The organism is Shewanella sp. SW24, from assembly GCF_025653395.1.
Classification (GTDB): domain Bacteria; phylum Pseudomonadota; class Gammaproteobacteria; order Enterobacterales; family Shewanellaceae; genus Shewanella; species Shewanella oncorhynchi.
The window spans coordinates 122,257-147,251 of sequence record NZ_JAKKSH010000012.1; the positions used below are offsets into that span (position 1 = coordinate 122,257).

Genomic DNA, 24,995 nt, shown 5'->3' on the forward strand with positions numbered 1-24,995 from the left:
GACAATCTTTGGCGCCTTGTGGCCTAAAATAATCCTGACGCTATCTGCCTGACCTCCTGTTCAACCCTCTGTACCAAAAGAGCATCAGCCAATATAGGTGAGCCATAATTAAAGGGCGGTTTAGGATCATATTCAAACAATAACTGCAGTGTTTTAGCCTGTTGTTCACCCTCTATATTGGCAATGAGTGCCAAAGCAAAATCGAGCCCTGCAGTAATACCGCCGCCACTGATCCGATTACAGTCAATCACAATACGTTTATTTTCAAAAGTAATTTGAGGATATTGTGCCAACACTGAAGCATAAGCCCAGTGAGTGGTCGTACGATAACCATTAAGTAAACCTGTTGCCGCAAGAATCAAGGCACCAGTGCATACAGATGTAATGTATTGTGCTTGCTCCCCCTTGCGTTTTAAGAAAGAAATGACTTGCTCATCCTGTATTTGCGCCAAAGGATTTGCGCTCCCAGGCACTAACAGGATATCTATCGGCGGACAATTATCGAAATCGTAATTAGGTTGTAAGTTAACGCCCGCATCACAGGGTAATAGCATGCTGGTTTTCGCAAAAGTGAAGGTTTCAAATGATGGCACAAAGGCTAAAAACTGTAGTGGCCCATAGGCATCGAGCATCGTCATGCCGGGATAAAGGAAAATACCTACTCTTAATTTGTGCTTGATTGGATTATTTATTTTATCACTTTGAGCCGCTTCAATATTTTCACTCATCACAGATTCTCCATCGGTAGTGACAATTTCATATTTCAGGTAACACTGTCGTTGCAGTTAACCCTATGACCGTCACTATAAAGCCCATTATTCCTAACCATCAGGCACAAACTCGCCCGAATGTTTCAAATGGTACACCTGAGCCTATCTGTTCCACTTAAGCAAAAATCACAACACAAGAGCCATTGAGGCTAATGTATAATCAAACGCCTGAATTGAATTTGGAGCAAAATCCAGTATGCACACCAAGCCCCACATGCGCATAAAACAAAGCCCGCGAGCGATGCTCAAGGTTCTCCACGTTTTCAAGGAAATGCTTAAACAACAAGATTATCGTGATATTGCAGTGGCAGATATTGCGCACAAAGCCGATGTCGGGCGCACGACGTTTTATCGCTACTTCAAACGCAAGTTGGATATTCTTATTGCACTACATCAAAATATTTTTGAAGATATATTCGCAGATCTTCAGTCAACCGAAGACTGGCTTTCAACCAACACACCACCCTCATTGGAAAAACTGCTTATTACTTTTAGCCGAAACAGCATGTTTCGCCGTTCCATGTCATTTAGACTAGGTAGCGACCTCGATGCTGCAACTAAACAATTACAAACTAAACTTGTGCAACATATCGAAAATAAATTGATCAACACCTTCAACACTGACGAATTTATTATTCCAAGCTACACATTAGCCCATAGCATAGCAGCTCTTTATTTAAGCCAAATTCAACAACTTATCGCCAGTCCCACACCTTGTCCTACACAACAAGCAAAATACTTACACTTACTGACTCGAGGCATAATTGTAGCGGCATTGACGACAACTAATAGCAGTGAACCCCATACCCGCACCAATGGAAATCATTAAGGTAAAAACCACAGCATTTACATCATTCTCAAGCGATGAGTTTGGTAATCCAACGCAAGCCAAAAGTGCTACGCAGTAGTTTTACAGTGCTGTTGTGGCGCATTTGAAACAGACAGCCAAGGCTAAAACTGACGATTAAACCTGGTGTCGACCCTATAAAATCACGACTGCTTTGCGCTAATTGCCGTTTCCTCATCAGTAACAAATCATGCTGCAACTGGCCTTGTTCCGTCAGCACAGTCAGCTTCAACTGCTGTTTTTTAAGTAACTGTTGAATTAGCATAGTCGCGCCTCCTATTTTTGATGTTCCGACTCTCGAGTCGAGAGCAAAAGCTGTAATTGCTGCCAAGTCTTCGAAAAGCCAGTTTGTGACAGCACATAGCCAAGACTACGCCAACACCAAAGCAATAAAACAAACTGTAGCACCACCAAAGCGATCACAGTGGCCAATAACGAACCGCTCAATTGAAACAGCATATAGCCCAACAGCAATAAAATACTGCCCCAGAATAACGTAATGCCAGTACCAAAACAGACGACTAAAGCCGCAGCAATAATCAGGCTACGCCCTGTTAACCGCCATTCTGCCGTTGCTATTTCCCCAGCCAACTTCAACTGCTCGAGATAGGCTTGCTTCACTGAACTGCTAAGAACAGCTATTTCAGCCAGTTGCTCCATTGCCTGGTCAATAACTTTATGCTGGGCAGCAGCTGATGCTGTCTGCCCAGTTTTGGCGGTTTGCGCACTATGCTGGACGGGCCTTTGTTCTGGCGCCTCTGACCTTGCACGGTTTTGCATAAATCCACCTTAGCGACGGCGCAATAAAGCCGTTAATACCACGCCAGCGGCAAAGGCAATCCCAGCTGTAGCCAATGGATTTTGCGCTGCCAACTCACGGGTTTTGCTATAAGAACTTTGCAGTTGTAATTTGATTTCCTCCTGCTTGAGCGCCAGAGTTTCCTGTGAGCTAGCTGCCGTTTTACGCAAAGTGTCTTCTGCAACTGCGGCTTTCTCTGCTACTACATCAACAGCATGGTGCGTCACTTCAGTTGCTTTCGCTGTTGTGGGTGAATTTAAAGCACCGCTATCTTTACTGTTAGTTTGTTCTGCTACGCTTTTTGAACTGGCCATAGAAAGCCTCCTTGGTGAACACTGTGCAATGCAACAAGATGCTGCACTTTGCGTACAAACCAATGCAATGGCTATACCAAACAATATAACCGCATAAAAACAATAAGTTATAACTACTTTATTTCTATTAACCCTCTCAGTTAACGGTAGATGTTACCTGCATTAAGTAATTTTTACCTGCGACGAAGAAAGGCGAGAAATGGCTGTAATGGCGGCTAAACTGAAAGCTAAATAAGCGATAGACTGAAGGGACGGGAGAACAAGATAACTTTTATTTTTTAATGAGTTAATCAAATAAAATTTATCATTACCGTATAAATTAAAAAACAAAAAGCCCGTTTGTCATTACGACAAACGGGCTTTTTGTTGAATGAGGTGAGTTGGCCGATAAGCCGGGTCCTGTCTTGGACAGTCATTCATCTAGGCCTGCAATCGCTCACAGGCTCAAGCGACCTACCCGGTTCCAACGCGAGCCACGCCATACGGAACCCTATTTGGTCTTGCTCCGGGTGGAGTTTACCTTGCTACGAACTATTGCTAGCCGCACGGTGCGCTCTTACCGCACCCTTTCACCCTTACCGACCTGATAAATCAGGTAGGCGGTCTACTCTCTGTTGCACTTGTCGTCGGTTCGCACCGCCCAGGCGTTACCTGGCACCCCGCTCTTTGGAGCCCGGACTTTCCTCCCCGTTCTTGCGAACGCGGCGACTGTCTGGCCAACTCGGCGCGGATTATAGCCTAAGCCACCCTGATGCACCACAGATAATCCGCTCGTAACCGTTTTAGCGCTTATAAATCAGACTCTAGGCCGTATTTATACAGAGCATTCTTTTTAAGTCCATGAATTTGCGCGGCAATTGCTGCGGCTTTCTTCAATGGTAAGTCTTCACATAAGAGTTTGAGCGTATTAATAGCGACGGTGGGAATCGCTTCGTCATCACTCAAATGGTAGCCATGCACCATAAGCACGATTTCACCCTTCTGCTGATTCGGGTCAGTACTAACAGTGGCAAGAACCTCTGAGACAGGGCCAGATAAAAAAGTTTCGAAGGTTTTGGTCACTTCACGCGCCATGACGACATGGCGTTCGCCACCAAGCACTTCAACCATAGTCGTTAGACTGTGCTCGATGCGGTGGGGTGATTCATAAAATATCAGCGTGCGCGGATCTTCTTTCAGTGCCAATAACTTATCAGCGCGAGCTTTTTCTTTAGACGGCAGAAAACCTTCGAAAGAAAAACGGTCCGATGGCAAACCCGAGGCGCTCAGGGCGGTAATTGCCGCGCAAGGGCCGGGTAAGGGGATCACATTAAACCCAGATTGGCGCACATGGGAAACCAAGTGATAACCCGGATCGGAAATCAACGGGGTACCCGCATCTGAAATTAATGCAATCGACAGCCCAGCTGCAAGCTGATCGACAATCCACTGGGCACGAGCACGCTCGTTATGATCATGCAGCGCCGTAGTTTTTGTGGTAATACCAAAGTGGCTCAATAACTTACCGCTGTGGCGAGTATCTTCACAGGCGATCAATGAAACCTGATTCAACACCTCTATTGCCCGTGAGCTCATATCACCCAAATTACCTATGGGAGTAGGAACTATGTAGAGTGCGACGCTTTGGTCCATATATACCTCTGTAATGACAGTGCCAAGACTTTCGTCAAGCGCGAGAGAAGGTTAAACTAGAGGCTGCATCTTACCAGAGTGAAGCCCAGTGTTAAAAAGCCTGAATACAACTAAGTTCGTTTCCGTGGCCATTTTATCGGTAATCTTGGCGGGTTGTGGCACTTCAACGCCCACCTCGACCGGAACTGCACCCACAGTGGCCACCTCTTTAGCATCCGCACCTTTGTCGGCCAATGTGTATTTGGCACAAGCCGCCAATAGCAAAGATCCGCAGCAGCGCGATACTAATCTGCTGCTCGCAGCCCATGCCTACATCAATGCCAACGACTACGCAGCGGCGCAGAAGCTACTAAAATCGATACAGCCAAGCTTGAATCAGAGCCCAACATTTCTGGCCGAACATAAATACTTGACCGCGCGCGTGCTTGAACACACGTCCACCTATAGTGATGCACTTAAAGTTCTGAATTATCCAAGCAATTGGAGTTTGCCAAGCTGGCAGATGACGGCTTATCACCAATTCAAGGCGCATTTATATCAATTGAATAAACAGCCTATTGAACAAGTGCGTGAACTGAGTTTGCTGACGACTTACTTGCCCCCCGCCCAAGCCAACGAGGTGAATAACGCGATTTGGCAAGTTCTGCAGCCAATGCACGAACAAACCTTAAAAGCCTTTACCCAAGATGCTAAGACTCCTGTGTTTACGGGTTGGTTACAACTGGCTTATATCGCGAAGCATTATGCTGTCGATCCGACACAGTTAGTACGCTACTTAGGCGAATGGCAGAAACAAAATCCTTATCATCCTGCAGCGGCTAAGCTGCCCGCCGATCTTGACAGAGCCTTAAACGCTAAGCCATTTACGCCAAAAAACATTGCTGTGCTGTTGCCGCTGACAGGCTCAAGAGCTAACGCTGCCAATGCAATTCGCCAAGGCATATTAGCCAGTTACATGGCCAAGCAAAATGACCAAGTCGCAGTCAACTTTTATGACACGGCAAACGATGCTGCCAGCGCTTACCAACAGGCGCTAACTGCGGGAGCCGAATTTATTATTGGCCCATTATTGCCTACGGAAATTGAACAACTGCAAGTGATCAATGCAGCAAACACTGCCGCCACTAATGCGGTGACTAATACTGCTAACCCAGACAAAACGGCCAATACAGCACCTGCTACGTCTGTGCCACAACTATTTTTAAATCAAGTAGATAAGTTCACCCCCGATCCGAATAAGTTCTACTTTGCATTATCTCCCGCACAAGAGGCGGCCGATGCGGCGGAGCATTTATATCAAGATGGCGTAACTATGCCATTACTGCTGGCCAGTAACGATGCCCTTGGCAAACGCATGGCCGAAAGCTTTATTCAAGCATGGAAAAAGAAGAGCGATAACCCTGTCGAAGTTCACTACTTCGATGGCGGTGATAAAATGCGCACCACAGTACAAGATGCCCTTGGCGTGCGCGATAGCCAAGAGCGGATCGCCCGTATTAAAGAGCTGTTAGGCAATTCAGTACAAGCCGACTTCCGCTCGCGCCAAGATATTGATGCCATTTATATGATTTCAACCCCACAGGATCTAACCCTGCTCAAGGCCTTTATCGACGTCAACTTTAGCGTTTTCACACAACCTGTGCCTTTATATACCTCAAGCCGCAGCCGAGTTGAAAATGAAAGCACACAAACGGCGCAGGATTTAAATAACCTGACCCTAAGCGACGCACCTTGGCTAATGCAAAACGGCGAAGAAAATCTGATGGTCAACACACTATTTTCGGGCTGGAATAACAGTCAGAAACGTTTGTTTGTTATGGGTTATGATGCAATGGATTTGATCGGCCGTTTGGCGCAAATGCGCTCATTCACAGGCTATCAATTCAATGGTCGCAGTGGTGCTTTATCTGTCAGTCCAGATGGCATAGTCAACCGCCAATTAAGCTGGGGACGTTATGAAAGAGGTAGCTTCCGCCAGTTATGACACTCGGACAGCAGGCAGAATCGCACGCCCAACGTTACCTTGAACAACAAGGCTTAACTTTTGTCGAACGTAATGTCCGCTATCCGTTTGGGGAAATTGATTTAATCATGCGCCATAAAAACCATTGGGTATTTGTCGAAGTGAAGTATCGTTCGGCAAATCAATATGGCGGCGCATTACAGGCCCTAAGCAGCGCGCAGATTTCGCGAATTCGCAAAGCGGCTAGCCACTATTTACAACTCAATAGACTCGATGTGCCCTGTCGTTTCGATGTCATCGCCATGGAAGCCGATCAAATTCATTGGCTGGTCGATGCCTTTTAAGCGCCAATAGTGAAAGAGTGACTACACAAATTATTTTAACGTCTGTGCCTCAACACGCTTGTGGAAATATGGCATGATAGCAACACTTTATCCTGAAAGGATTTATCCATGTTAGAACGCATTAAAGACAGCTTTACTGAATCTATCCAGACAAAAATCGATGCAGCCGAAGCACTGCCAGAATCCATAGCCAAAGCGGCCGAGATGATGGTGCACTGTCTTTTGGGTGGCAATAAAATCCTTGCTTGCGGTAACGGCGGCAGTGCTGGCGATGCGCAACATTTCTCAGCAGAACTGCTAAACCGCTACGAGATTGAACGTCCCCCCTTACCGGCCATCGCTCTGTCTACCGATACTTCAACCATCACAGCTATCGCCAACGACTATAGCTATGATGAGATTTTCTCAAAACAGATTTTTGCCTTAGGTCAACCGGGCGACATTCTGCTAGCAATCTCGACCAGTGGCAACTCAGGTAACGTGATTAAAGCCATTGAAGCCGCATTAAGCCGCGACATGACTATCGTAGCGCTAACAGGTAAAGATGGCGGTGCTATGGCTGGCCTACTGAGCGTGAACGATGTGGAAATCCGCGTACCTTCAAATGTCACTGCACGTATCCAAGAAGTGCACCTACTGGTGATCCATTGCCTGTGTGACAATATTGACCGCACCCTCTTCCCACAGGACGAGCAGCAATGAGACACGCTGCCCCGCTGTTAATGGTTTGCTTGCTGCTTCAAGGCTGCGCCGGTGCCGTTATGGTGGGCGCAGTCAGTGGCGCTATGATGGCCAACGACGAACGTACTGTTAAGACTCAGCTTGATGATACCAATACTGATTTTAAGATCACCAGCGCACTGCTAGAGCAAGAAGATCTTAAAAAACAAACGAATATCACAGGTGTATCCGTCAATGGCAATGTACTTATGATAGGCCAAGCCCCTAACTCTACGTTAAGGGATAAAGCCATCAAGGTCGTACAAGATCTTAAGCTCGGCGGCAAAATACATAATCAAATCCGCATTGGCAATCCAACCTCTTTCACCACCCGCAGCAATGACACTTGGGTTACAACCAAAGTGAAGGGCCGCATGCTGAACGAAAAAGATTTGGATGTGACTCGCATTAAAGTCATCACTGAAAATGGTGAAGTCTTCCTGCTGGGGGTTATTCATCGCTCACAAGCAGACTTAGCTGTTGATATCGCCCGTAATACTGCTGGCGTGCGTAAAGTGGTGAAAGTATTTGAGTATGCTAAGTAATTTTGCAGTTTACCTATTTAAAACTTGAGCCTAAGTGGTGAGCTAACTCGCCCACTTAGGCTTTAACCCTCGCTGTTATTTTCCCGTGAGTGTATCTGCTATCTTAGGTGCCGATTTTGATAGGAGCGATCCTAGCCAAGGTAAAAACAACGAAGGCAATACGATTAAGGCGGCACCGAGCCAACTTAAGTTATCCAACCATTCATCGAACAACAACCAGCCTAAAAAGACAATAAACAACAAGCCTGTGTATTCCGCAATCGCGATATCACTCGCCTGGGCCTTGCGGTAAGCCAACACACAAAACCAGTGATAAACCAATAAAAATGCGTTGCTCAGCAAGGCCACGCCCACCAGCTCCCAACTCAAACCCTCAATCCCCTGAAACGCTGCAATCACTAACGTTGCCGGAATACCCAGCAAGTTATATAGCATTAGCGTTAGCACGGGATGCTCAGCATGGGGTACTTTTTTAAGTGCTAACTGATTCACTGCAAAGGTAAAAGCAGAAAACAGCACAGCAATGCCGTACCAGTTCATTTCACTCGGTCGCAGGATAATCAAGATGCCGACAAAACCTAAGCCAGTACAGATTGTCTGAGCAGCGGTGATCCTCTCGCTCAGGAAGAAATACCCCATCAAAATAATCATTAGCGGTGCGGAGTAAAACAATGAGCTAACTGTCGCGAGCGGTAATGCCATTAAGCCAATAATTAAAAAAAGCGCGCCAACTGAGCCTATGTTGGCACGCCAAAGGTGAACTGAGATATGTGTCGTCATCGGACGCTGCGAATACAGCCACACTGGCAACAACATAAATACTGAAGAGATTTGCCTGACAAGGAGGAAAGTCGAGGCACTCGCATCGTCCGGTAACCACTTGATCGACACATCATAGAAGGCACTGAATAGGTTACCTACTATCAATAAAATCAAACCAATAACAACTGGGCGTTGCATTTTTAACATCCATAAATCTCAATGGCGGCATGATAATCCTCGCAAAACTTAAGCTGAAATGATGCTTTCTCATGCTAGATGAATTAAATTCATACTAAAGCCTTTAGATATTGAAAATCATGAGAAAGCTCCCGCCATTACGCGCTCTACAAGTGTTTGAAGCTGCCGCCAGACAGCAGCATTTTTCTAAGGCTGCTGATGAACTGTGCATCACCCAAAGTGCAGTGTCGCACCAAGTGCGAGTATTAGAAGAGTATTTTGGCGAGCAACTGTTCGACCGTCAGGGGCGTAAACTGCAGTTAACGCCTAAGGGGCACGGACTATTTCTAGAGTTAGAGCGGATATTCAACGAGTTAAGCGACCTCAATTTGAAAGTGCGCGATACGCCCAATCAGCAGCTGTGCCTAGCCGTTTACAGCTCATTTTCAGTAAAATGGTTAATCCCAAGACTCGCCGATTTTCGCCGCCAATATCCGAGCGTGAAAATACGCCTCGAGATGATCACCCAAGATCCAGATCTAAGCACCAGTACCGCGGATATCTTCATTGCCGGTAAGCTAAATCAACGTGGCTATTGGCAACAGTTACTGCACAAAGAGCGTTTAATTCCTGTATGCAGCCCCAGTTTTTACCTTAAATGGCGCGACATAAGCCTGAGTAATTTCCAGCAACAAGCCCTGCTGGTGGTTGATGAAGGACCATTAGGGCTTGACTGGCACAAGTGGTCATCGGCGCACCAAATACCACTCGATAACGAACAACAGCATGTATTTAGTCATATTGTAATGGCGATTGAAGCGGCGATTGCTGGCCAAGGCTTAGCCCTAGCGCCGGACTTTATGGTGGCTGGCGATATCACCACGGGGCGTTTAGTCGCCTTGAATCTGCCCGATGTGCATACCGGATTTGAATTTACCTTCTTTTGTAAGCAACGCCGTTTATCAGAACCTGCGATTGCCGCTTTCTCATCTTGGCTAAAATCACAGGCTTAGGATGAATTTACAGGCACAAAAAAGCCGACGCGAACGTCGGCTTAATTTATCGATCGATTGATTACACTAACAAACCAATCTTCTCATACACTTTCTTCAGGGTCACTTCGGCACGCGCCTGCGCACTCTGTGCACCAGCTTTCATCACTTGGTCTAAGTAAGCACGGTCGGCACGAATCGCGCGGTAACGCTCTTGCAGTGGCTCTAACATGCTCACAACCGCTTCACCTGCCGCACCTTTCAAATGGCCATACATCTTGCCTTCAAACTCGGCTTCTAGGCTCGCAATGCTTTGCCCTGTCACACCCGACATGAGACTCAGCAGGTTAGAAACACCCGGTTTATTATCCACATCAAAACGCACGACTGGCGGCTCATCACTGTCTGTCATGGCTTTTTTCAGCTTCTTCAGCACTGATTTCGGATCTTCTAGCAGGCCGATAACGTTATTACGGTTATCGTCTGACTTAGACATCTTCTTTAGCGGCTCCTGCAGTGACATGACTTTAGCGCCAAGCTCAGGAATAAACGGCTCAGGAATGGTGAAAGTATCACCATAGGCATTGTTAAAACGAGTAGCGATATCACGCGTTAACTCAAGGTGTTGTTTCTGATCTTGGCCAACGGGGATTTCGTTCGCTTGATAAATCAGAATATCCGCCGCCATCAACACTGGGTAGCCAAATAAACCCACGTTGATGTTGTTAGCGTGCTTTTGTGATTTATCTTTAAACTGAGTCATGCGGCTCAACTCGCCCATTTGGGTATAGCAGTTTAATGCCCAACCCAATTGCGTATGTTGTGGCACCTGTGACTGGATAAACACTGTACTCTTTTTAGGATCGACGCCACAGGCCAAATACAGGGCTAAGGTATCTAAACACGCTTCGCGCAACGCTTTAGGATCTTGGCGCACGGTAATGGCATGCAAATCGACGACACAATACAGGCAGTCGTGGCTATCTTGCATCGCAACCCATTGACGCAATGCACCCATGTAGTTACCTATGGTTAATTCGCCGGACGGCTGTGCACCGCTGAGTACTATGGGTTTGGTCATTACGTCATTGCTCCACTATCTATATATAAAAAGACTAAAAAATCGACTAAAGAACAGGTAACCCCCATTACTTGGTAGGTTTTACCCAGTTCAGAATCTCACTAAATTGCCCACATACGGCATCTGGGCCACTGAGCCCAATATCTTCACCGTAGTTGTAGCCGTAGGTCAAGCCGATTGACGCTATCCCAGCCGCTTTCGCCGCTAAAATGTCGTTTTTAGAATCGCCGACCATCAATAACTCAGTTTTCTCCAATTGCCACTCATGCAATAAGTGCTGCAGCGGCAAAGGGTCGGGCTTCATCTTCGCTAAGGTATCACCACCTAACACTAAGCTGAAAAAGTCGTTAATCCCAAAGGCTTTGAGTAATGGCATGGTAAAACGATAGGGTTTATTAGTGACAACCGCTAACTTAAAGCCTGCATCAAACAAAGTTTGCAGCACTTGATGCACGTCGCTATACAGCGCACTGTGCTTTTCAAGATTTTCTTGATAATGATGCATAAAAATCGGCATGGCCGTATCAAGCGCGGTCTGCTCAACATCCGTACCCAAAGCATGACTCATAGCACGGCGCATCAACATCTCTGCACCGTTACCGACCCAAGTACGAACTTGCGCCTCAGAGCAGCTCTTCAAACCTAACTCGGCTAAGGCTTCCTGCGTGGCAACGGTTAGGTCAGGCACACTGTCAATCAGCGTGCCATCTAGATCAAACGCAATCGCTTTAATCTTATCCCACATGGCTATGCCCCAACTTTAGCAAGTTCGGCACGCATCTCATCAACAACGGCCTTATAATCGGGCTTGCCGAAAATAGCCGAGCCCGCAACAAACATGTCGGCACCGGCGGCCGCGATTTCTGCGATATTGTCGACCTTAACGCCGCCATCGACTTCTAAACGAATATCAAAACCACTGGCATCAATACGCGCACGCACTTGGCGCAGCTTATCTAAGGTTGATGGAATAAAGGATTGACCACCAAAACCAGGGTTCACTGACATCAATAGGATCACGTCGAGTTTATCCATCACATGGTCAAGATAATGCAGTGGTGTCGCAGGATTAAACACGAGACCCGCCTTGCAACCGCACTCTTTGATGAGCTGAAGAGTGCGATCGACGTGCTCAGAGGCTTCTGGGTGGAAAGTAATAATAGACGCGCCCGCTTTAGCAAAATCAGGCACGATACGGTCAACCGGCTTGACCATCAAATGCACATCAATATCAGCGGTAATCCCATAGTTACGCAGTGCCTGGCACACCATAGGGCCAATCGTTAAGTTAGGAACATAGTGATTATCCATCACATCAAAATGTACTACGTCGGTTCCCGCATCTAACACAGCTTTTACATCGTCACCCAAACGGGCAAAATCGGCAGATAAAATTGATGGAGCAATCAAGAATGGACGCATAAAACACTCGCTGCTATTTGGATAAAAAGTGCCTTATTTTACCCTGAGCCAAGCTAAGCCTCTATAGCTAAAGCCACATTTCTGGCAATTGATCCGCTATGTCTATGTCAGTAAAGCAGCGCACTCTGCAGCTATCGCAGTAAATTAGGGCTTAGATTCGGTAAAATAAGCTAATATTTCCGAGCATTTTGGCTGGAATTGATAATTTTTTGTTCATAAACTAAGCGAGTTTGTTATACTCGAGGCGCAGTGCTGGTTCATTCCAAAGGAAGCGTTATGATGGAGCGGTTTAGTCAGTTTTCACACTATGTTAGGTCGGTGACATTCAAGTCATCTATGATGTTGGCATTTACTGCAGTTGTAGTGGCCACGCTAGCTTTTGGCGTTGAAAAACTGACGGAAAATACCGAAACAGCATCTTGCGCTTGTAGCAATGACACTCGTTACAACAATGCACTGCCCAGTAGCCACCCTAATAATCGCTGCGCCGATCAAGCACAAACCTTAAGCTGGAAAACGTGGCTTACAGGTAAAAACCGTTCGAGTCAGTTCCACTTTGTCGATCTACTTGAACTATTACATGGTCATCAAGATAAACCTATGGATGATCTCAAGCCCACTACGTCGCATCTCGCCTATTAATGCTTAGCCGCATTTGGCAAGTATTCCACAGTACCATTGCCGCCTTTTTCGGGGTACAAACTAGCGAAAATCGTAAAAAAGATTTTCAAACCAGTTCCCCATTGCCCTATATAGTGATGGGCATTGTGTTAGCTGTCATCCTAGTGGCAAGTCTGATGTTTCTCGTAGGACAAGTGCTTAGCTAAACGTTATTTATGTTGAAACTAGTCGTCTTTTGGATCGTAGTTTTCATCATATAGCGCCATCAACTCATCCACTTTATTACGACCACTGCCATTTTGGCTAATGTTGCGTTGCACTTGAATTTTCGCTAAATGCGCGCCGCGATATAACTCGCGAGTTAATGGAATATCGTGATTACTAATCAATACCGGAATACCACGCTCTAACGCGGTATGGCGCGAATGACGAGCCAGCAGTGCTTGATCGTCTAAACTAAAACCTGCACCAACATATGTCGTGAAACTGGATGTAGTAGATAACGGTGCGTAAGGTGGATCGCAATAGATAACATCGCCACTGCGTGTCTGCTCAAAGGCTTTTTCGTAACCAATGCATTTAAACTCAGCACGTTGCGCTTTTTCAGAAAAGGCCCAGATTTCCTTTTCGGGGAAATAAGGTTTTTTATAGGAGCCAAAGGGCACATTGAAGCCACCCTTACGGTTATAACGGCATAAGCCATTAAAACCATGGCGATTTAAATAAAGAAAATACACAGAACGCTGGAAAGGGTCGCGACATTTATTAAAGTCGGTCCGCACCTGATAGTAAGCTTCCTTTTGATTCATCTCATCGACAAACAATACTTTAGCGGCGGCAATGTATGCTTCTGGTTGATGCTTCACTATCTGATATAACTCGATCAAGTCCTGATTAATGTCACAGAGCAGGTAGCTAGGATAATCCGTATTCAAGAAAACGGATCCTGCACCCACAAACGGCTCGACCAAACGGTCTCCTGCGGGTAAATAACTGGCTAAATCATCCACCAATTTAAATTTACCGCCAGCCCACTTAAGGAAGGCTCTGTGTTTTTTTATCATTTAACTTGATGAATGCCGACAAAAATAAAGGCCATGATTGTACTCTGTTTATTCTGAAATTTCACGATTTGAGAGACTTTCTTCTACTTGATAATCTTTCAAATCGGCCCATTTTCTAACCCAAGGTTGCTCAAAACGATACTCCTTAACCAATTGAGCCGCCGCATTCGAAGCCAATTTGCTACTGCTGTAGTGCCCAACGAGAACAACCCACCGCTGTTTATACTTTGCGACTCGAACACCCTCGACATTCTCAAGACTCTTTAATGTCGAACGCAGGGTATCTAACTGAGCAACACTCGCTATTTGTACGGTATAACCTTTGAGTGGCTTTTGCGGTTCCAAAACTGTTTTATCAACCTTTGCAGCCTCTGGCGCTGGAGACTGAACATCTACCGTTTTAGCTTGAGGCCCTGCATCCACAGTTGGCTCATCATCACCAAAAGACTTGCTACTCACTTCACCAACACTCACTAAGGCTCCATCATCAGGCTCTGGATGTGGTGCCTCACCATGAAATTCACTTAATGGATCGACAGCCGGTTCTGTTTTGGCTTTGGATGTATCTAGTTCGTTAACTTTCACGGTTACAGTGGCAAACTTTAATTGTTCAGCGCGCAGAGCAAAATAGGGTGCTAAGATTTTTTGCCCATAGGACAAGAAAGCGGGGGAATCTATCGCAGGAAAAGTCGCAGTCTCTATGGCTTGCTCTTCAGAAAATGGTTGAGTAACACCAAGCCAAATACCTAGCGCTAACAACATGCTCACAGCTGTCACCACCACAGCTTTATATTTCACCCAAGAAGATGTTTTCTCTTGCGGGCTATGCAAGGCTTTATCTAACAGATTGACCACTTCTTGCGGCGTACCCGTTTGCTTCTCAAGCTGACTGCGTACGATTTCCCTTGGCGTAAAAGGGTTTTGATCGCTGTATCTCAGCAATGTTTGATACAAAGCTTCACGCTCTGGCATGGTTAACGGCTCAATACTGATAGGTAATATTTGCCGCCGCAATTGCTCGGGTAATTGTGGCAATAGGTCCGCTAAGAATGTCGGTGGAACCGTGAGCGTGACGGCAATATTCTTACCCGCACACTGGATCTGATTGAGAATAATGCACTCAGCCCATAATGCCTTAGGCAATAAATGCGCATCATCGATAATGATATGTAAGGGTTTAGTTTGCGTGCTCGCAAGCCGCAACAGAGTATCGGCGAGGGGAATGTCGTCGTCAAAAATAGGGGATGAAATTAGCTGGACTAGAATTTTGCGGCGTATCTCAGCGTTATCGGCATGCATAGGACAAATCACAAATGCCGCATTTGACTCGTCAAAATCGGTCGCTAATCCGGTAACTAAGGTCGTTTTTCCTGAACCGCTGACACCAGAAAGCACCAGCAGCTGATCGCTATAACTGGCAACATGATGCATTCTTTGTATGAGGGCTTCCTGAGAAGGAAGCAAGACAGAACCCTGAAACGTCACTCGCCCACCACACAGTTTTTATGCGCAGCGAATAACCTGTTCAAGGGTAGATTCTGTGACTTGACTAAACACATCCGCGCAGCCTATTGCCGTTGGGAGCACCAGTCGAATCTGACCGCCTAAAACTTTTTTATCGCGTCGCATATGTTGAATGAAACTGTCGAAATCCATAGATTCCGGCGCATTCACTGGAAGATCAAAAGCTTGTAGTAACTGTATGATACGACAAACTATTGACTCATCGATAAGCCCCAGTGCCTTAGCTGTTTTAGCAGCAAGGACTGTGCCAGCTGACACAGCTTCACCATGCAGCCAATTACCGTAGCCCATTTCGGCTTCAATCGCATGACCAAAGGTATGACCCAGATTCAACAAAGCACGCACGCCCTGCTCAGTTTCATCTTGGCTAACAACATCGGCTTTAATCTCACAGCAACGAGAGATAGCATAAACTAATGCTTCGGCATCTAAGGTTTTTAGCGCCGTTACATTATCTTCAAGCCATTGAAAAAAATCAGCATCCCACATGATGCCATACTTGATGACTTCCGCCATTCCCGCCGCAAACTCGCGCGCTGGAAGCGTATGTAAACATAAAGTATCGATAAGCACGATTTGTGGCTGATAAAAGGCCCCAATCATGTTTTTACCAAGAGGATGGTTAACAGCCGTTTTACCGCCGACGGAAGAATCCACCTGCGACAATAAAGTTGTCGGAATTTGAATAAAATCGATCCCACGTTGATAACATGCCGCGGCAAAGCCCGTCATATCACCAATCACGCCGCCACCCAAAGCCACCAGCACAGAATCTCGACCATAGTTTTGCTGCAGCAATGCAGTAAAAATAGTATCTAGATGTGCTAAGTCTTTGAATTGTTCGCCATCGGGAAGGATAACACTCTCTACCTCACCAAACGAAGCCATCGTCTCTTGTATCTGTTTAAGATACAAAGGCGCGACAGTTTCATTGGTGACGATAAGAATACGTTTTTTAAGCAGGTAGCGAGACAAGGTCTCGCCATCACTCATCAAATTCTGGCCAATGTAAATGGGATAACTACGTACACCTAAATCAACCTGAATTTGCTTCATAAATTCTGCCTAAAAACCTAATTGCTCAATGATCTGATTTGCGACGATCTTTGCGCTTTGATCATCGGTTTTGACAATCACATCGGCAATTTCTTCGTACAATGGATTACGGATCTCTGCAAGATTCTCCAACACTTCTCGAGGATCATCCACTTGCAATAATGGGCGTCGCTTGTCTCTTTGAGTACGAGCGACCTGTTTGTCGATAGTGGTTTCCAGGTAAACCACAATGCCACGAGCAGACAGATGATTACGGATATCTTTGCTTTGTACTGAACCACCACCGGTGGCAAGGACGATACCTTGTTTCTCAGACAAATCAGCAATAACCTGAGCTTCACGACGACGGAAGCCTTCTTCACCTTCGACGTCAAACACCCAAGCAATATCAGCGCCTGTGCGTTGTTCAATCTCTTGATCCGAATCGTGGAATTCTAAATGCAGCATTTGCGCCAGATGGCGACCAATTGTGCTTTTACCTGCGCCCATAGGGCCTACCAGAAAAATATTACGTTTTTCAGCCATTTCTTGTACGTCTGAATCTTATTGAAAAGTATGCCTATATCGACTCAACATCAAGCCGACCTATATGTTACCTTGCTCTTATGAGACTTGACCGAGGATTATCTCAGCTTAGGGTCTACTATGGCAAGCCATGTGCGCTATTTATGCAAAGAATTGTATTCCAGTAATAATAAAGCCAGCAATCACTGCTGGCTTTAGTCGATACATAGCAAGTGCTTAGATCTTCTCACCGACTATTTTGGGGGTTACGAAAATAAGTAGCTCTTGACGCTCATTTTTGTCTGTTGTGTTCCTAAACAGGAAACCGACTAAGGGAATGTCGCCGAGAATAGGGACTTTACTCACACGGCTGATCAAGTTTTGCTGATAAATACCACCAAGGACTATGGTTTCACCGTTATCAACGAGCACTTGAGTGCCAATACGTTGAGTATCGATGGCGACAGCGGGACCCGTTGGTGTGTCAACCGTCTTGCCCTGGGAGTCTTGGGTGATTTCCAAATCTAAAATAACGCGGTTATCAGGTGTAATTTGTGGTGTAACTCGCAAGGACAACACAGCTTTCTTAAAAGTGACCGAGGTTGCACCGCTTGAAGTCGACTGCACATAAGGGATCTCCACACCCTGCTCAATATAAGCCGCCTTTTGGTTAGAGGTGGTAATACGAGGGCTGGCGATAATTTCACCTTTATTTTCTTGCTCTAACGCACTCAATTCCAAATCAAGAATAGTACCATCTGCCAACTTAGCAACGTGGAATGCGATACTTGTTGGATTGGTCACTGCCGCAGGTAAATTAACGTTCAAACGTTGGTCAGGAGTTGGAATGATGCCGTTGGCAATACTCTGAGCACCTTCTAATGTACCTGAGGTTCCCTTACTGCCCTGCTGATCCGTTACGCCCCAACGTATGCCTAAGTCTTCAGAGACATCATCTTTGACCGTTACCATACGTGACTCGATCAGTACTTGACGAATAGGGATATCGAGTACTTCGACTAAACGATGGATGTTCTCAATCGTTTCTGCCGTATCTTTCACGAGTACTGTGTTGGTACGTTCATCGACCGCGACTGAGCCGCGTGGCGAGAGTAAACTAGAATCTGCGCTTTTAAGCAGCTCAGCAATATCGATCGCTTTGGCATAGTTAATTTGCAAGTACTCAGAATACAAAGGTGCTAGCTCTTTAACTTCTTGCCTATTTTTGAGATTTTGGCTTTCACGAATAGCCAACTCTTCGCTCGGTGCCACCATTAAGATGTTGCCTTCGATACGCTTATCTAGGCCTTTGGTTTGTAGAATCAAATCTAATGCTTGGTCCCAGGGCACATCATCCAATCTCAAGGTGATGTTGCCTTCAACAGTATCACTCGTGACTAAGTTAAAATTGTTATAGTCAGCAATGATCTGCAAAACAGTACGTACAGGGATATTTTGAAAGTTAAGCGACAAAGTACGGCCATTGTATTTTTTAACATCTTTCTTGGCGGCAACTCTCTCAACTTTATTCATCGAGAGTCTAAAGAGATTATCCTCTTGCTTATAACTGAACTCATATTCCCCAGCAATATCAACTAAAATGCGCGTTGTTAGATCTTCTTTAAATGTCTCGAAGCTTTTTACTGGTGTTGAAAAATCTTTCACATCCATAACATAAAGCAGATCACTATTAATATCAGTGTTATATAACTTAACTTCGAGTTTAGCGCCCACTTGCTCAACGTTAACGGCAACCGAGCGGTTATTCAAATAGACTAATAACTCACCGCCACCATTTTCATTACGACGAAAATCGATATTTTTAATGCTGTTAACGAAGGGATTTTCTGCCTGAGTCTGAGCGCCTGCAACCTCATCATTAATAGTGAGTCGATATGAGTTACCCATGACTGAACCTTGGTAAGGTTTCACTTTGGACATACCTAAGGTGACTTTAAGACGAGTATCTTGCTGCTCAGTCATCATGTCAGTTACACCGACTTGATTAATGGGTAAGCGATCCTTAGATAAACCAGAAATACTATTATCAAAGGTTAATACGAGCTCTGCAGGCGAGGCATTAGAGTCAATAACTGGCGGAGTGACCGCTTCTTCAAATACCAACTCTAGCTCTAACTGGTGGTCAACCAAGGCATGGTACTTAACATCCATTAATCGGTTTGCAGCATAACTCGATGGCAAAATTCCAAATACCAATGCGATCCCAATAACAGACTTGATTAAGCCTGAAGAAATTAACGGGACTTTTATCGCGGCAGAAGATTTCATTATTCCCTCATCCTTCGCTCGTTATTCTCCAGAAAGTTCTAAATTGCTCGTCCTTTCGGACCAACAACCTGAACCATCTGGAATTAATTCTACTACTTCGACATTTTGTGAAGTAACTTTAGAAATGCGTCCATTAAACAGACCTAAATACTCACCAACGCCCATCCGATAAACACTGCCGTCATTTGTTTCAACTAACGCCCAAGTTGTATCGGCTTCACTTAAGGTGCCACGCATTTTTAAATTATCTAAAGGATAAGTTTCTAATCGTCCTTTTCGACGCTTTAAGTCCGGTTGTAAACAATCTTTGCTGGTATCAACAACTTCTTCCGTTAACTCACGCGAAGGTGGTACAAAAGGGCTACGCATTAACTCAGCTTGATAGGCAAAGTGCTCAAATCTTGGCGGCTCTTTCAAGGGCGGGATATGAGCAACGTGTTGCGCTTTGGTTGTAGTAACAAATAGCTCTAAATCACTACGATCGCCAACACAACCCATTAAAAAAAGAGTCAAGGCTAACAAAGGTAAGAATTTCATTATTTCTTCCCCTTATTAGCAGGTTTTTCAGGCGGTAATTCAGCCCCTTCTTTAAAGCGGTATGTCTTGGCTAAGATATCCATTGCTAAGTTGCCGGTTTCATCTCGCTTAATGGTGAAATCATGGAGGCTAACGATACGCGGCAGCTTAGCGACACCACTCACCATACTACCTAGCTGATGGTAATCTCCCGTCACAGACATTTTAATTGGAAACTCAATATAGAAATCCCGCTGAATTTCGGCCTCCCAATTCAAACTATTAATTTTGAGTCCTGCATCCGTAGCGACAAAAGTTAAATCGTCTAGCAAACCTGGCATTTCATTTTCAGATGGCAGCATCTTCAGTAACTCTGCAAACTGCACTTCCATCGTCGCTAGCTGCTCTCGGTAGAGTTTTAAATTTGCCGCAAGTTGATACTTATTCTTGAAATCATCTCTGAGCTGTACTTCTTTATCTTGCTCTGCGGTATAAATATCTACCGAATCGGAGACGACCAAGAAATATCCCGCAGCAAAAACACAGAGTGCTAAAAGGATCGCGAAAAAGGTTTTAACTTGATTTGGCCAACCACCAATATTTTCAAAGTCGATATCATTAAATTGACTTAGATCGAGTTTCATTTACTCGCTCCTTTTGTCATTTTCTCAGGCTCATCTACACTCGCGCCTTTAATAGTGACTCTCAAACTAAAACGCTGTAATTGCCGTAACTCTTCATTTTGGGTCACGATCGATTGCATATTAGGATCGGTTAACCATTCGGAAGTTTTCACTTTTCGCATCATGTTGGCGACGTTATTGTTCGATTCACTACGCCCTTCAATCAGCAACAAACTGCCCTTTTTCTCTAGGCTAGACAGATATATTCCTGGAGGTACAATTCGAACAAGCTCATCTAACACGTGAGTAGGCAAATTACGGGATTGCTGTAGATTAAGAATAATTTCTGTACGCCGCTCAATGTCTTTCTTACGTTCAGTAATTTTCTTGATCTCAGAAATTTGTGTTTCAAGCAGACTGATTTCCGATTGCAAATAAGCGTTACGTGCTTTTTGCTCATCGGTCATAACATCTAATAAAGATACTGCGACATAAACTAAAATCGCCGACGCTAAAAATACTGCCGCTAAAATACCAATATAGTCGCGCTTTTGTTTTTCTCTCGCCTCTTCTCGCCAAGGGAGTAGGTTTATGTTCGCCATTGACCGTAACTCCTCAATGCTAAGCCACAAGCAACCATATATTTGCTGATTGTAGGTTGCAGCGCACTTTTAACCGACTCATCGGCATGCAAACACCCTTGAAAAGGATCGGCGATAATAGTGTGAACACCCAATTCATTCGTCAGTAAATTAGCCATACCTTCTAATTTAGATGTTCCACCGCATAATACGAGGTAGTCGACTTTATCTTTACCGCTGGAAGTGCAATAAATCTGTAGCGTACGTTTTATTTGTTGTAATAGCTGAGTTTGAAAAGGTGACAAAACTTCAAACATATAATTTCGTGGTAAGTCGCCTTCAATCTTTGCTTTCTCAGCTTGATCATAAGACATGCCATAGAAGGATAATATTGACTGAGTAAATTGCTCACCACCGAAAGCTTGCTCACGAATAAAAGTCGTCTCACCCGATTCAACCACAGAGAAAGTCGTCATATTCGCGCCGATATCAACCATAGCGACGGCTTTATGTTTCGCTCCTTCTGGAAGCTGAGCCAGAATTAACTCGGCAGCTCGACCTAAAGCGTAACCTTCAACATCCACCACTTTAGCCTCAAGCTCCACGCTATCCAGCGCATCGACTCTGACATCAATATTGTCAGTGCGGCATGCGCTCAACAGCACATCAACTTTAGTAGGATCGGTACTGTTTACGTTTAGCGTTTCAAAATCTATGCTAACTTCATCGAGTGAATACGGAATAAGGTTATCGGCTTCAATTTCTATCTGTGCCTCCATTTCTTCCTCACTAAGGGAGGCATCCATGTAGATCACTTTCGTCATCACAGCAGAACCCGAAACAGAAACAGCGGCATATTTAACGGATTTAGGCAGGCTACGTTTTATTTGCTTAAGGCATTCAACAACAGCATCAGCATCACGAATATCATGATCGTTAACGGCCCCCTTCTTAATGGGTACCGCGGCATGACTCAATATTTTGTATCCGTCAGCAGTCTTACTCAACAAAATGGCCTTAACTTCATGGGAACCGATATCGATTCCCACCATCTGCGGAGCCTGACGCTTCCATAAATTTGAAAGCATATCCATTGTCACTTTTTTATTTATATTTCAGTAAAAGAGATTAGCACAAAATCAACTTGTTATACTTACTTGTATCGAATGTTTCATCATTTTACAAATGCTATTTTGTGAGTCTCACGTTTTTACTTCACCAAGACGTGTGCGCCTTATATACTGTCGCACTTAACAGAACATTAGGATAAATTTTGGTGAAGTGGTTAAAACGTATTGTTATAGCACTATTCAGTCTAGCCCTTTTGGGCGTAGGCGCCATTGTGGCAGCATACTTTTATGTTTTGCCGGATTTACCGGATGTTTCAACACTAAAAAATGTGCAACTTCAAACACCTTTACGTATTTACAGTAGTGACGGCAAACTTATTTCTCAATTCGGTGAGAAACGTCGCATTCCACTAACGTTAGACGAAGTGCCAAAACCTCTGCTACAGGCGTTTATCGCAACCGAAGATGCCCGCTTTTATGAACATGGTGGTATAGATCCTGTTGGCGTGCTTCGCGCCGCATTAGTGATGTTGACCACTGGTGAGAAAAAGCAAGGTGCGAGTACGATTACCATGCAGGTCGCGCGTAACTTCTTCTTAACCCGCGATAAGACTATTATTCGTAAAGTGAAGGAGATTTTTATCTCCTATCATATTGAAGAGTTGCTCACCAAAGATGAAATTTTAGAGCTCTACGTAAACCGCATTTACTTAGGCCAACGGGCCTATGGGGTTGGGGCTGCTGCGCAAGTGTATTTCGGTAAAAACGTGCAAGAACTCAGCTTATCTGAACTGGCCGTTATTGCAGGCCTACCCAAGGCGCCCTCTACACTCAATCCAATCACGTCACCTTCGCGTGCATTGGCTCGCCGTAATGTCGTCCTCATGCGGATGAATGAAGTCGGCTACATCAGCCAAACCGAATACCAAGCAGCACTACAAGAACCATTGGTGGCCAGATATCATGGCGCTGAAATTGATCTCTATGCCCCTTATATTTCTGAAATGGCTCGGGATTACATGGTACAGAAGTACGGTGAAGAAGAAGCCTATACCAATGGCTACAACGTCTATACGACTATCTCATCGGATCTACAACTTAAAGCTCAACAGGCACTGCGTAATAACGTCTATGCCTATGATGAACGCCATGGCTACCGCGGTCCTGCTGCCGTGTTGTGGACGGACGAAAAACCTGAACCTGCTCAAATCAAAACTGAACTAGCCAAGATTGCTTCAGTACAAGAATTGCAACCCGCCGCAGTCATCAGCATTGCAGATCAGCAAGCAAGTATAATGACCGCCAAAGGCGAAACTAAAGTCATTACTTGGGATGGATTGAAGTGGGCACGTAAGTTTATTACTGATAAGCGTCAAGGTAGTGTACCGAAATCAGCTTCTGACATACTCAAGGTCGGCGAGCGTATTTGGATCCGTGATAACGGCCAATATTTGCAACTATCGCAAGTACCAGAAGTCGCCAGCGCAACAGTATCACTCGACCCCAAAAATGGTGCTATTCGCACTTTAGTTGGTGGTTATAGCTTTAGCCAAAGCCAATACAACCGAGTGACTCAAGCGAAGCGTCAATTAGGTTCGAATATAAAACCTTTCATCTATGCCGCAGCATTAGAGAAAGGCTTTACCTTAGCGACCCTCATAGACAATGCGCCAATTAATAAACCCGATATCAGCCAAGGCACAGCATGGCGCCCTAAAAACTCACCCGATATCTATGGCGGCCCCACTCGTTTACGTGTGGGTTTAGCGCAATCTATTAACGTTATGTCTGTGCGTGCAATGCGTCATGTCGGACTCGACGAAACCATTGCTCAACTCGTTGAATTTGGTTTTGATCCTAACGACTTACCTCGCAACGAATCGATTGCATTAGGTTCGTCTTCAGTCACGCCATTGCAAGTAGTTACTGCATTTAACGTATTTGCTAACGGCGGTTTCTTACTCGAACCTTTCTATATTGATCGCGTAGAAGATGCTTACGGCAATGTTATCGAAAAAGCGAACCCTACATTGGCCTGTAAGCCTAGCCAACCAGTTACACCGAGCGACTCTATAGCGTTCAGCGTAAGTGGAGACTCTGGTGCTGAGCGTAGTGCACCTGTTGCGCAGTGTTTCAATCAAACCGGTCGCTACGCTCCGCAAATTATTTCAGAGCAAACGGCATTCCTCATTACCGAAGCACTGAAGAGCGTGATCTGGGGTGGGGGCGATTGGAGTAAAGGCACGGGTTGGCAAGGTACGGCTTGGCGCGCGGCAAAATTGATTAAGCGCCATGATATTGCAGGTAAAACGGGTACAACCAACGAATCGCGCGACACTTGGTTCAGTGGTTTTAGCCCAGTCATCACTAGCACTTTCTGGGTCGGTTTCGACGATCACGGTCGCCAACTGGGCAGAACCGCATGGAATGCAAACGGCGAAAAAGATCAGATAACTGGCGCCGAAGCGGGAGCGAAAACAGCAGGTCCGGGCTGGAACGAGTTTATGAACAGTGTCTTACAAGGCACACCAGAGACAACCTCGATTCCGCCAGAAGGCATAGTTTCGGTACGCATCGATTTAGCGACGGGTAAACTTACCCGAAAAACCGACTATACCAGTGCGTTCGAGTACTTTATTTCAGGTACGGAGCCGAAGGAATACATCAGCGAAACTCAGGATGAAAACAATTTATTCATCGATGCACCAACCGATGATTTATTCCAATAAACAAATGCTAAAAAGTCATTACCACTAATTGTGGCCCAATAAAAACGCGA

27 protein-coding genes and 1 other RNA gene are annotated in these 24,995 nt (G+C 45.2%); 9 read left to right on the forward strand and 19 right to left on the reverse strand.

Annotated features, from left to right (window positions below):
* Positions 1-23: 23 nt before the first annotated feature.
* Positions 24-728 (reverse strand): DJ-1/PfpI family protein, encoded by a 705-nt coding sequence (locus L5M17_RS11905; protein WP_263147635.1) that lies wholly within the window; start codon positions 726-728, stop codon positions 24-26.
* A gap of 238 nt (positions 729-966) precedes the next feature.
* Here L5M17_RS11905 and L5M17_RS11910 point away from each other — a divergent pair, with 238 nt between their 5' ends.
* A complete protein-coding gene (locus tag L5M17_RS11910) occupies positions 967-1,599 on the forward strand; it encodes a TetR/AcrR family transcriptional regulator (RefSeq protein WP_263147637.1) in 633 nt (210 codons plus the stop codon).
* 28 nt (positions 1,600-1,627) lie between these two features.
* On the opposite strand, the gene L5M17_RS11915 is transcribed toward L5M17_RS11910, so the two are convergent.
* From L5M17_RS11915 to rsmI, 5 genes are all read right to left on the reverse strand, one after another.
* The gene (locus L5M17_RS11915; protein WP_113941445.1) at positions 1,628-1,882 is read right to left on the reverse strand and encodes a hypothetical protein; all 255 of its coding nucleotides are present in this window, start codon (positions 1,880-1,882) and stop codon (positions 1,628-1,630) included.
* An 11-nt stretch (positions 1,883-1,893) separates the two neighbouring features.
* The gene (locus tag L5M17_RS11920; RefSeq protein WP_105250520.1) at positions 1,894-2,397 is read right to left on the reverse strand and encodes a hypothetical protein; all 504 of its coding nucleotides are present in this window, start codon (positions 2,395-2,397) and stop codon (positions 1,894-1,896) included.
* A gap of 9 nt (positions 2,398-2,406) precedes the next feature.
* Complete coding sequence (locus tag L5M17_RS11925) at positions 2,407-2,730, reverse strand: DUF883 C-terminal domain-containing protein (protein WP_105250521.1); 324 nt, start codon at positions 2,728-2,730, stop codon at positions 2,407-2,409.
* 372 nt (positions 2,731-3,102) lie between these two features.
* Positions 3,103-3,454: RNase P RNA component class A (gene rnpB, locus L5M17_RS11930), an RNA gene on the reverse strand.
* A 65-nt stretch (positions 3,455-3,519) separates the two neighbouring features.
* Positions 3,520-4,362, reverse strand: coding sequence for a 16S rRNA (cytidine(1402)-2'-O)-methyltransferase (rsmI, locus tag L5M17_RS11935; RefSeq protein WP_263147644.1), 843 nt, complete (start codon positions 4,360-4,362; stop codon positions 3,520-3,522).
* An 88-nt stretch (positions 4,363-4,450) separates the two neighbouring features.
* Between rsmI and L5M17_RS11940 the strand changes: the two genes are divergently transcribed.
* The 4 genes from L5M17_RS11940 to dolP all read left to right on the forward strand — a co-directional run bounded on the left by L5M17_RS11940 (position 4,451) and on the right by dolP (position 7,934).
* Entirely contained in the window at positions 4,451-6,346 is a 1,896-nt protein-coding gene (locus L5M17_RS11940; RefSeq protein ID WP_263147645.1) for a penicillin-binding protein activator, read from the forward strand.
* A complete protein-coding gene (locus L5M17_RS11945) occupies positions 6,343-6,669 on the forward strand; it encodes a YraN family protein (RefSeq protein WP_105250524.1) in 327 nt (108 codons plus the stop codon). Before L5M17_RS11940 ends, L5M17_RS11945 begins: the two co-directional genes overlap by 4 nt.
* 108 nt (positions 6,670-6,777) lie before the next feature.
* Positions 6,778-7,371: a phosphoheptose isomerase gene (locus L5M17_RS11950; RefSeq protein ID WP_105250525.1), complete on the forward strand. Its 594-nt coding sequence runs from the start codon at positions 6,778-6,780 to the stop codon at positions 7,369-7,371.
* Complete coding sequence (dolP, locus tag L5M17_RS11955) at positions 7,368-7,934, forward strand: division/outer membrane stress-associated lipid-binding lipoprotein (protein ID WP_105250526.1); 567 nt, start codon at positions 7,368-7,370, stop codon at positions 7,932-7,934. Before L5M17_RS11950 ends, dolP begins: the two co-directional genes overlap by 4 nt.
* 75 nt (positions 7,935-8,009) lie before the next feature.
* On the opposite strand, the gene L5M17_RS11960 is transcribed toward dolP, so the two are convergent.
* Positions 8,010-8,894: a DMT family transporter gene (locus tag L5M17_RS11960; protein WP_131525400.1), complete on the reverse strand. Its 885-nt coding sequence runs from the start codon at positions 8,892-8,894 to the stop codon at positions 8,010-8,012.
* 119 nt (positions 8,895-9,013) lie between these two features.
* Between L5M17_RS11960 and L5M17_RS11965 the strand changes: the two genes are divergently transcribed.
* Positions 9,014-9,886, forward strand: a complete 873-nt coding sequence (locus tag L5M17_RS11965) for a LysR substrate-binding domain-containing protein (RefSeq protein WP_173913161.1) — start codon at positions 9,014-9,016, stop codon at positions 9,884-9,886.
* A gap of 61 nt (positions 9,887-9,947) precedes the next feature.
* Here the strand turns inward: L5M17_RS11965 and trpS are convergent, their stop codons facing one another.
* From trpS to rpe, 3 genes are all read right to left on the reverse strand, one after another.
* The gene (gene trpS / locus L5M17_RS11970; protein ID WP_131525401.1) at positions 9,948-10,946 is read right to left on the reverse strand and encodes a tryptophan--tRNA ligase; all 999 of its coding nucleotides are present in this window, start codon (positions 10,944-10,946) and stop codon (positions 9,948-9,950) included.
* Between the two features lie 67 nt (positions 10,947-11,013).
* Entirely contained in the window at positions 11,014-11,691 is a 678-nt protein-coding gene (locus L5M17_RS11975) for a phosphoglycolate phosphatase (RefSeq protein ID WP_263147652.1), read from the reverse strand.
* Between the two features lie 2 nt (positions 11,692-11,693).
* Positions 11,694-12,368 (reverse strand): ribulose-phosphate 3-epimerase, encoded by a 675-nt coding sequence (gene rpe, locus L5M17_RS11980; RefSeq protein ID WP_012090481.1) that lies wholly within the window; start codon positions 12,366-12,368, stop codon positions 11,694-11,696.
* Positions 12,369-12,644: 276 nt separating this feature from the next.
* Here rpe and L5M17_RS11985 point away from each other — a divergent pair, with 276 nt between their 5' ends.
* Together L5M17_RS11985 and L5M17_RS11990 are read left to right on the forward strand one after the other, a co-directional pair.
* Positions 12,645-13,010 (forward strand): hypothetical protein, encoded by a 366-nt coding sequence (locus tag L5M17_RS11985; RefSeq protein WP_105250531.1) that lies wholly within the window; start codon positions 12,645-12,647, stop codon positions 13,008-13,010.
* Positions 13,010-13,195 carry a DUF2970 domain-containing protein gene (locus L5M17_RS11990; protein WP_131525403.1) on the forward strand — a complete coding sequence of 62 codons (186 nt, stop codon included), beginning with the start codon at positions 13,010-13,012 and terminating at the stop codon, positions 13,193-13,195. Before L5M17_RS11985 ends, L5M17_RS11990 begins: the two co-directional genes overlap by 1 nt.
* An 18-nt stretch (positions 13,196-13,213) precedes the next feature.
* Here L5M17_RS11990 and L5M17_RS11995 read toward each other — a convergent pair whose 3' ends face one another.
* From L5M17_RS11995 to L5M17_RS12035, 9 genes are all read right to left on the reverse strand, one after another.
* Positions 13,214-14,053, reverse strand: coding sequence for a Dam family site-specific DNA-(adenine-N6)-methyltransferase (locus L5M17_RS11995; RefSeq protein ID WP_263147654.1), 840 nt, complete (start codon positions 14,051-14,053; stop codon positions 13,214-13,216).
* Between the two features lie 48 nt (positions 14,054-14,101).
* A complete protein-coding gene (locus L5M17_RS12000; RefSeq protein ID WP_263147656.1) occupies positions 14,102-15,538 on the reverse strand; it encodes an AAA family ATPase in 1,437 nt (478 codons plus the stop codon).
* Positions 15,539-15,556: 18 nt separating this feature from the next.
* The gene (aroB, locus tag L5M17_RS12005; RefSeq protein ID WP_263147659.1) at positions 15,557-16,633 is read right to left on the reverse strand and encodes a 3-dehydroquinate synthase; all 1,077 of its coding nucleotides are present in this window, start codon (positions 16,631-16,633) and stop codon (positions 15,557-15,559) included.
* A 9-nt stretch (positions 16,634-16,642) separates the two neighbouring features.
* Complete coding sequence (gene aroK / locus L5M17_RS12010) at positions 16,643-17,158, reverse strand: shikimate kinase AroK (protein WP_006083542.1); 516 nt, start codon at positions 17,156-17,158, stop codon at positions 16,643-16,645.
* A 216-nt stretch (positions 17,159-17,374) separates the two neighbouring features.
* The gene (locus L5M17_RS12015; protein ID WP_113941458.1) at positions 17,375-19,426 is read right to left on the reverse strand and encodes a type IV pilus secretin PilQ; all 2,052 of its coding nucleotides are present in this window, start codon (positions 19,424-19,426) and stop codon (positions 17,375-17,377) included.
* A gap of 21 nt (positions 19,427-19,447) precedes the next feature.
* On the reverse strand, positions 19,448-19,963 hold the full coding sequence (locus L5M17_RS12020) for a pilus assembly protein PilP (protein ID WP_263147662.1): 516 nt from the start codon (positions 19,961-19,963) through the stop codon (positions 19,448-19,450).
* A complete protein-coding gene (locus tag L5M17_RS12025) occupies positions 19,963-20,586 on the reverse strand; it encodes a type 4a pilus biogenesis protein PilO (protein WP_263147665.1) in 624 nt (207 codons plus the stop codon). The genes L5M17_RS12020 and L5M17_RS12025 overlap by 1 nt, the downstream gene beginning before the upstream one ends.
* A complete protein-coding gene (locus L5M17_RS12030; protein WP_105250539.1) occupies positions 20,583-21,167 on the reverse strand; it encodes a PilN domain-containing protein in 585 nt (194 codons plus the stop codon). Before L5M17_RS12030 ends, L5M17_RS12025 begins: the two co-directional genes overlap by 4 nt.
* A complete protein-coding gene (locus L5M17_RS12035; protein WP_105253014.1) occupies positions 21,155-22,234 on the reverse strand; it encodes a pilus assembly protein PilM in 1,080 nt (359 codons plus the stop codon). The genes L5M17_RS12030 and L5M17_RS12035 overlap by 13 nt, the downstream gene beginning before the upstream one ends.
* A 188-nt stretch (positions 22,235-22,422) precedes the next feature.
* On the opposite strand from L5M17_RS12035, the gene L5M17_RS12040 reads away from it, so the two are divergent.
* Positions 22,423-24,945 carry a penicillin-binding protein 1A gene (locus tag L5M17_RS12040; RefSeq protein WP_263147668.1) on the forward strand — a complete coding sequence of 841 codons (2,523 nt, stop codon included), beginning with the start codon at positions 22,423-22,425 and terminating at the stop codon, positions 24,943-24,945.
* Positions 24,946-24,995 lie beyond the last annotated feature (50 nt).

Coding starts and splice junctions, on each gene's coding strand:
- L5M17_RS11910 (WP_263147637.1), top strand. CDS start 967: ATGCACACCAAGCCCCACATGCGCATAAAACAAAGCCCGCGAGCGATG.
- L5M17_RS11945 (WP_105250524.1), top strand. CDS start 6,343: ATGACACTCGGACAGCAGGCAGAATCGCACGCCCAACGTTACCTTGAA.
- dolP (WP_105250526.1), top strand. CDS start 7,368: ATGAGACACGCTGCCCCGCTGTTAATGGTTTGCTTGCTGCTTCAAGGC.
- L5M17_RS11965 (WP_173913161.1), top strand. CDS start 9,014: ATGAGAAAGCTCCCGCCATTACGCGCTCTACAAGTGTTTGAAGCTGCC.
- L5M17_RS11985 (WP_105250531.1), top strand. CDS start 12,645: ATGATGGAGCGGTTTAGTCAGTTTTCACACTATGTTAGGTCGGTGACA.
- L5M17_RS11960 (WP_131525400.1), bottom strand. CDS start 8,894: ATGCAACGCCCAGTTGTTATTGGTTTGATTTTATTGATAGTAGGTAAC.
- aroB (WP_263147659.1), bottom strand. CDS start 16,633: ATGAAGCAAATTCAGGTTGATTTAGGTGTACGTAGTTATCCCATTTAC.
- L5M17_RS12025 (WP_263147665.1), bottom strand. CDS start 20,586: ATGAAACTCGATCTAAGTCAATTTAATGATATCGACTTTGAAAATATT.
- rsmI (WP_263147644.1), bottom strand. CDS start 4,362: ATGGACCAAAGCGTCGCACTCTACATAGTTCCTACTCCCATAGGTAAT.
- rpe (WP_012090481.1), bottom strand. CDS start 12,368: ATGCGTCCATTCTTGATTGCTCCATCAATTTTATCTGCCGATTTTGCC.
- L5M17_RS12035 (WP_105253014.1), bottom strand. CDS start 22,234: ATGCTTTCAAATTTATGGAAGCGTCAGGCTCCGCAGATGGTGGGAATC.
- L5M17_RS11990 (WP_131525403.1), top strand. CDS start 13,010: ATGCTTAGCCGCATTTGGCAAGTATTCCACAGTACCATTGCCGCCTTT.
- L5M17_RS11905 (WP_263147635.1), bottom strand. CDS start 728: ATGAGTGAAAATATTGAAGCGGCTCAAAGTGATAAAATAAATAATCCA.
- L5M17_RS11950 (WP_105250525.1), top strand. CDS start 6,778: ATGTTAGAACGCATTAAAGACAGCTTTACTGAATCTATCCAGACAAAA.
- L5M17_RS12015 (WP_113941458.1), bottom strand. CDS start 19,426: ATGAAATCTTCTGCCGCGATAAAAGTCCCGTTAATTTCTTCAGGCTTA.
- trpS (WP_131525401.1), bottom strand. CDS start 10,946: ATGACCAAACCCATAGTACTCAGCGGTGCACAGCCGTCCGGCGAATTA.
- L5M17_RS12030 (WP_105250539.1), bottom strand. CDS start 21,167: ATGGCGAACATAAACCTACTCCCTTGGCGAGAAGAGGCGAGAGAAAAA.
- aroK (WP_006083542.1), bottom strand. CDS start 17,158: ATGGCTGAAAAACGTAATATTTTTCTGGTAGGCCCTATGGGCGCAGGT.
- L5M17_RS11925 (WP_105250521.1), bottom strand. CDS start 2,730: ATGGCCAGTTCAAAAAGCGTAGCAGAACAAACTAACAGTAAAGATAGC.
- L5M17_RS12020 (WP_263147662.1), bottom strand. CDS start 19,963: ATGAAATTCTTACCTTTGTTAGCCTTGACTCTTTTTTTAATGGGTTGT.
- L5M17_RS11915 (WP_113941445.1), bottom strand. CDS start 1,882: ATGCTAATTCAACAGTTACTTAAAAAACAGCAGTTGAAGCTGACTGTG.
- L5M17_RS11975 (WP_263147652.1), bottom strand. CDS start 11,691: ATGTGGGATAAGATTAAAGCGATTGCGTTTGATCTAGATGGCACGCTG.
- L5M17_RS11920 (WP_105250520.1), bottom strand. CDS start 2,397: ATGCAAAACCGTGCAAGGTCAGAGGCGCCAGAACAAAGGCCCGTCCAG.
- L5M17_RS11995 (WP_263147654.1), bottom strand. CDS start 14,053: ATGATAAAAAAACACAGAGCCTTCCTTAAGTGGGCTGGCGGTAAATTT.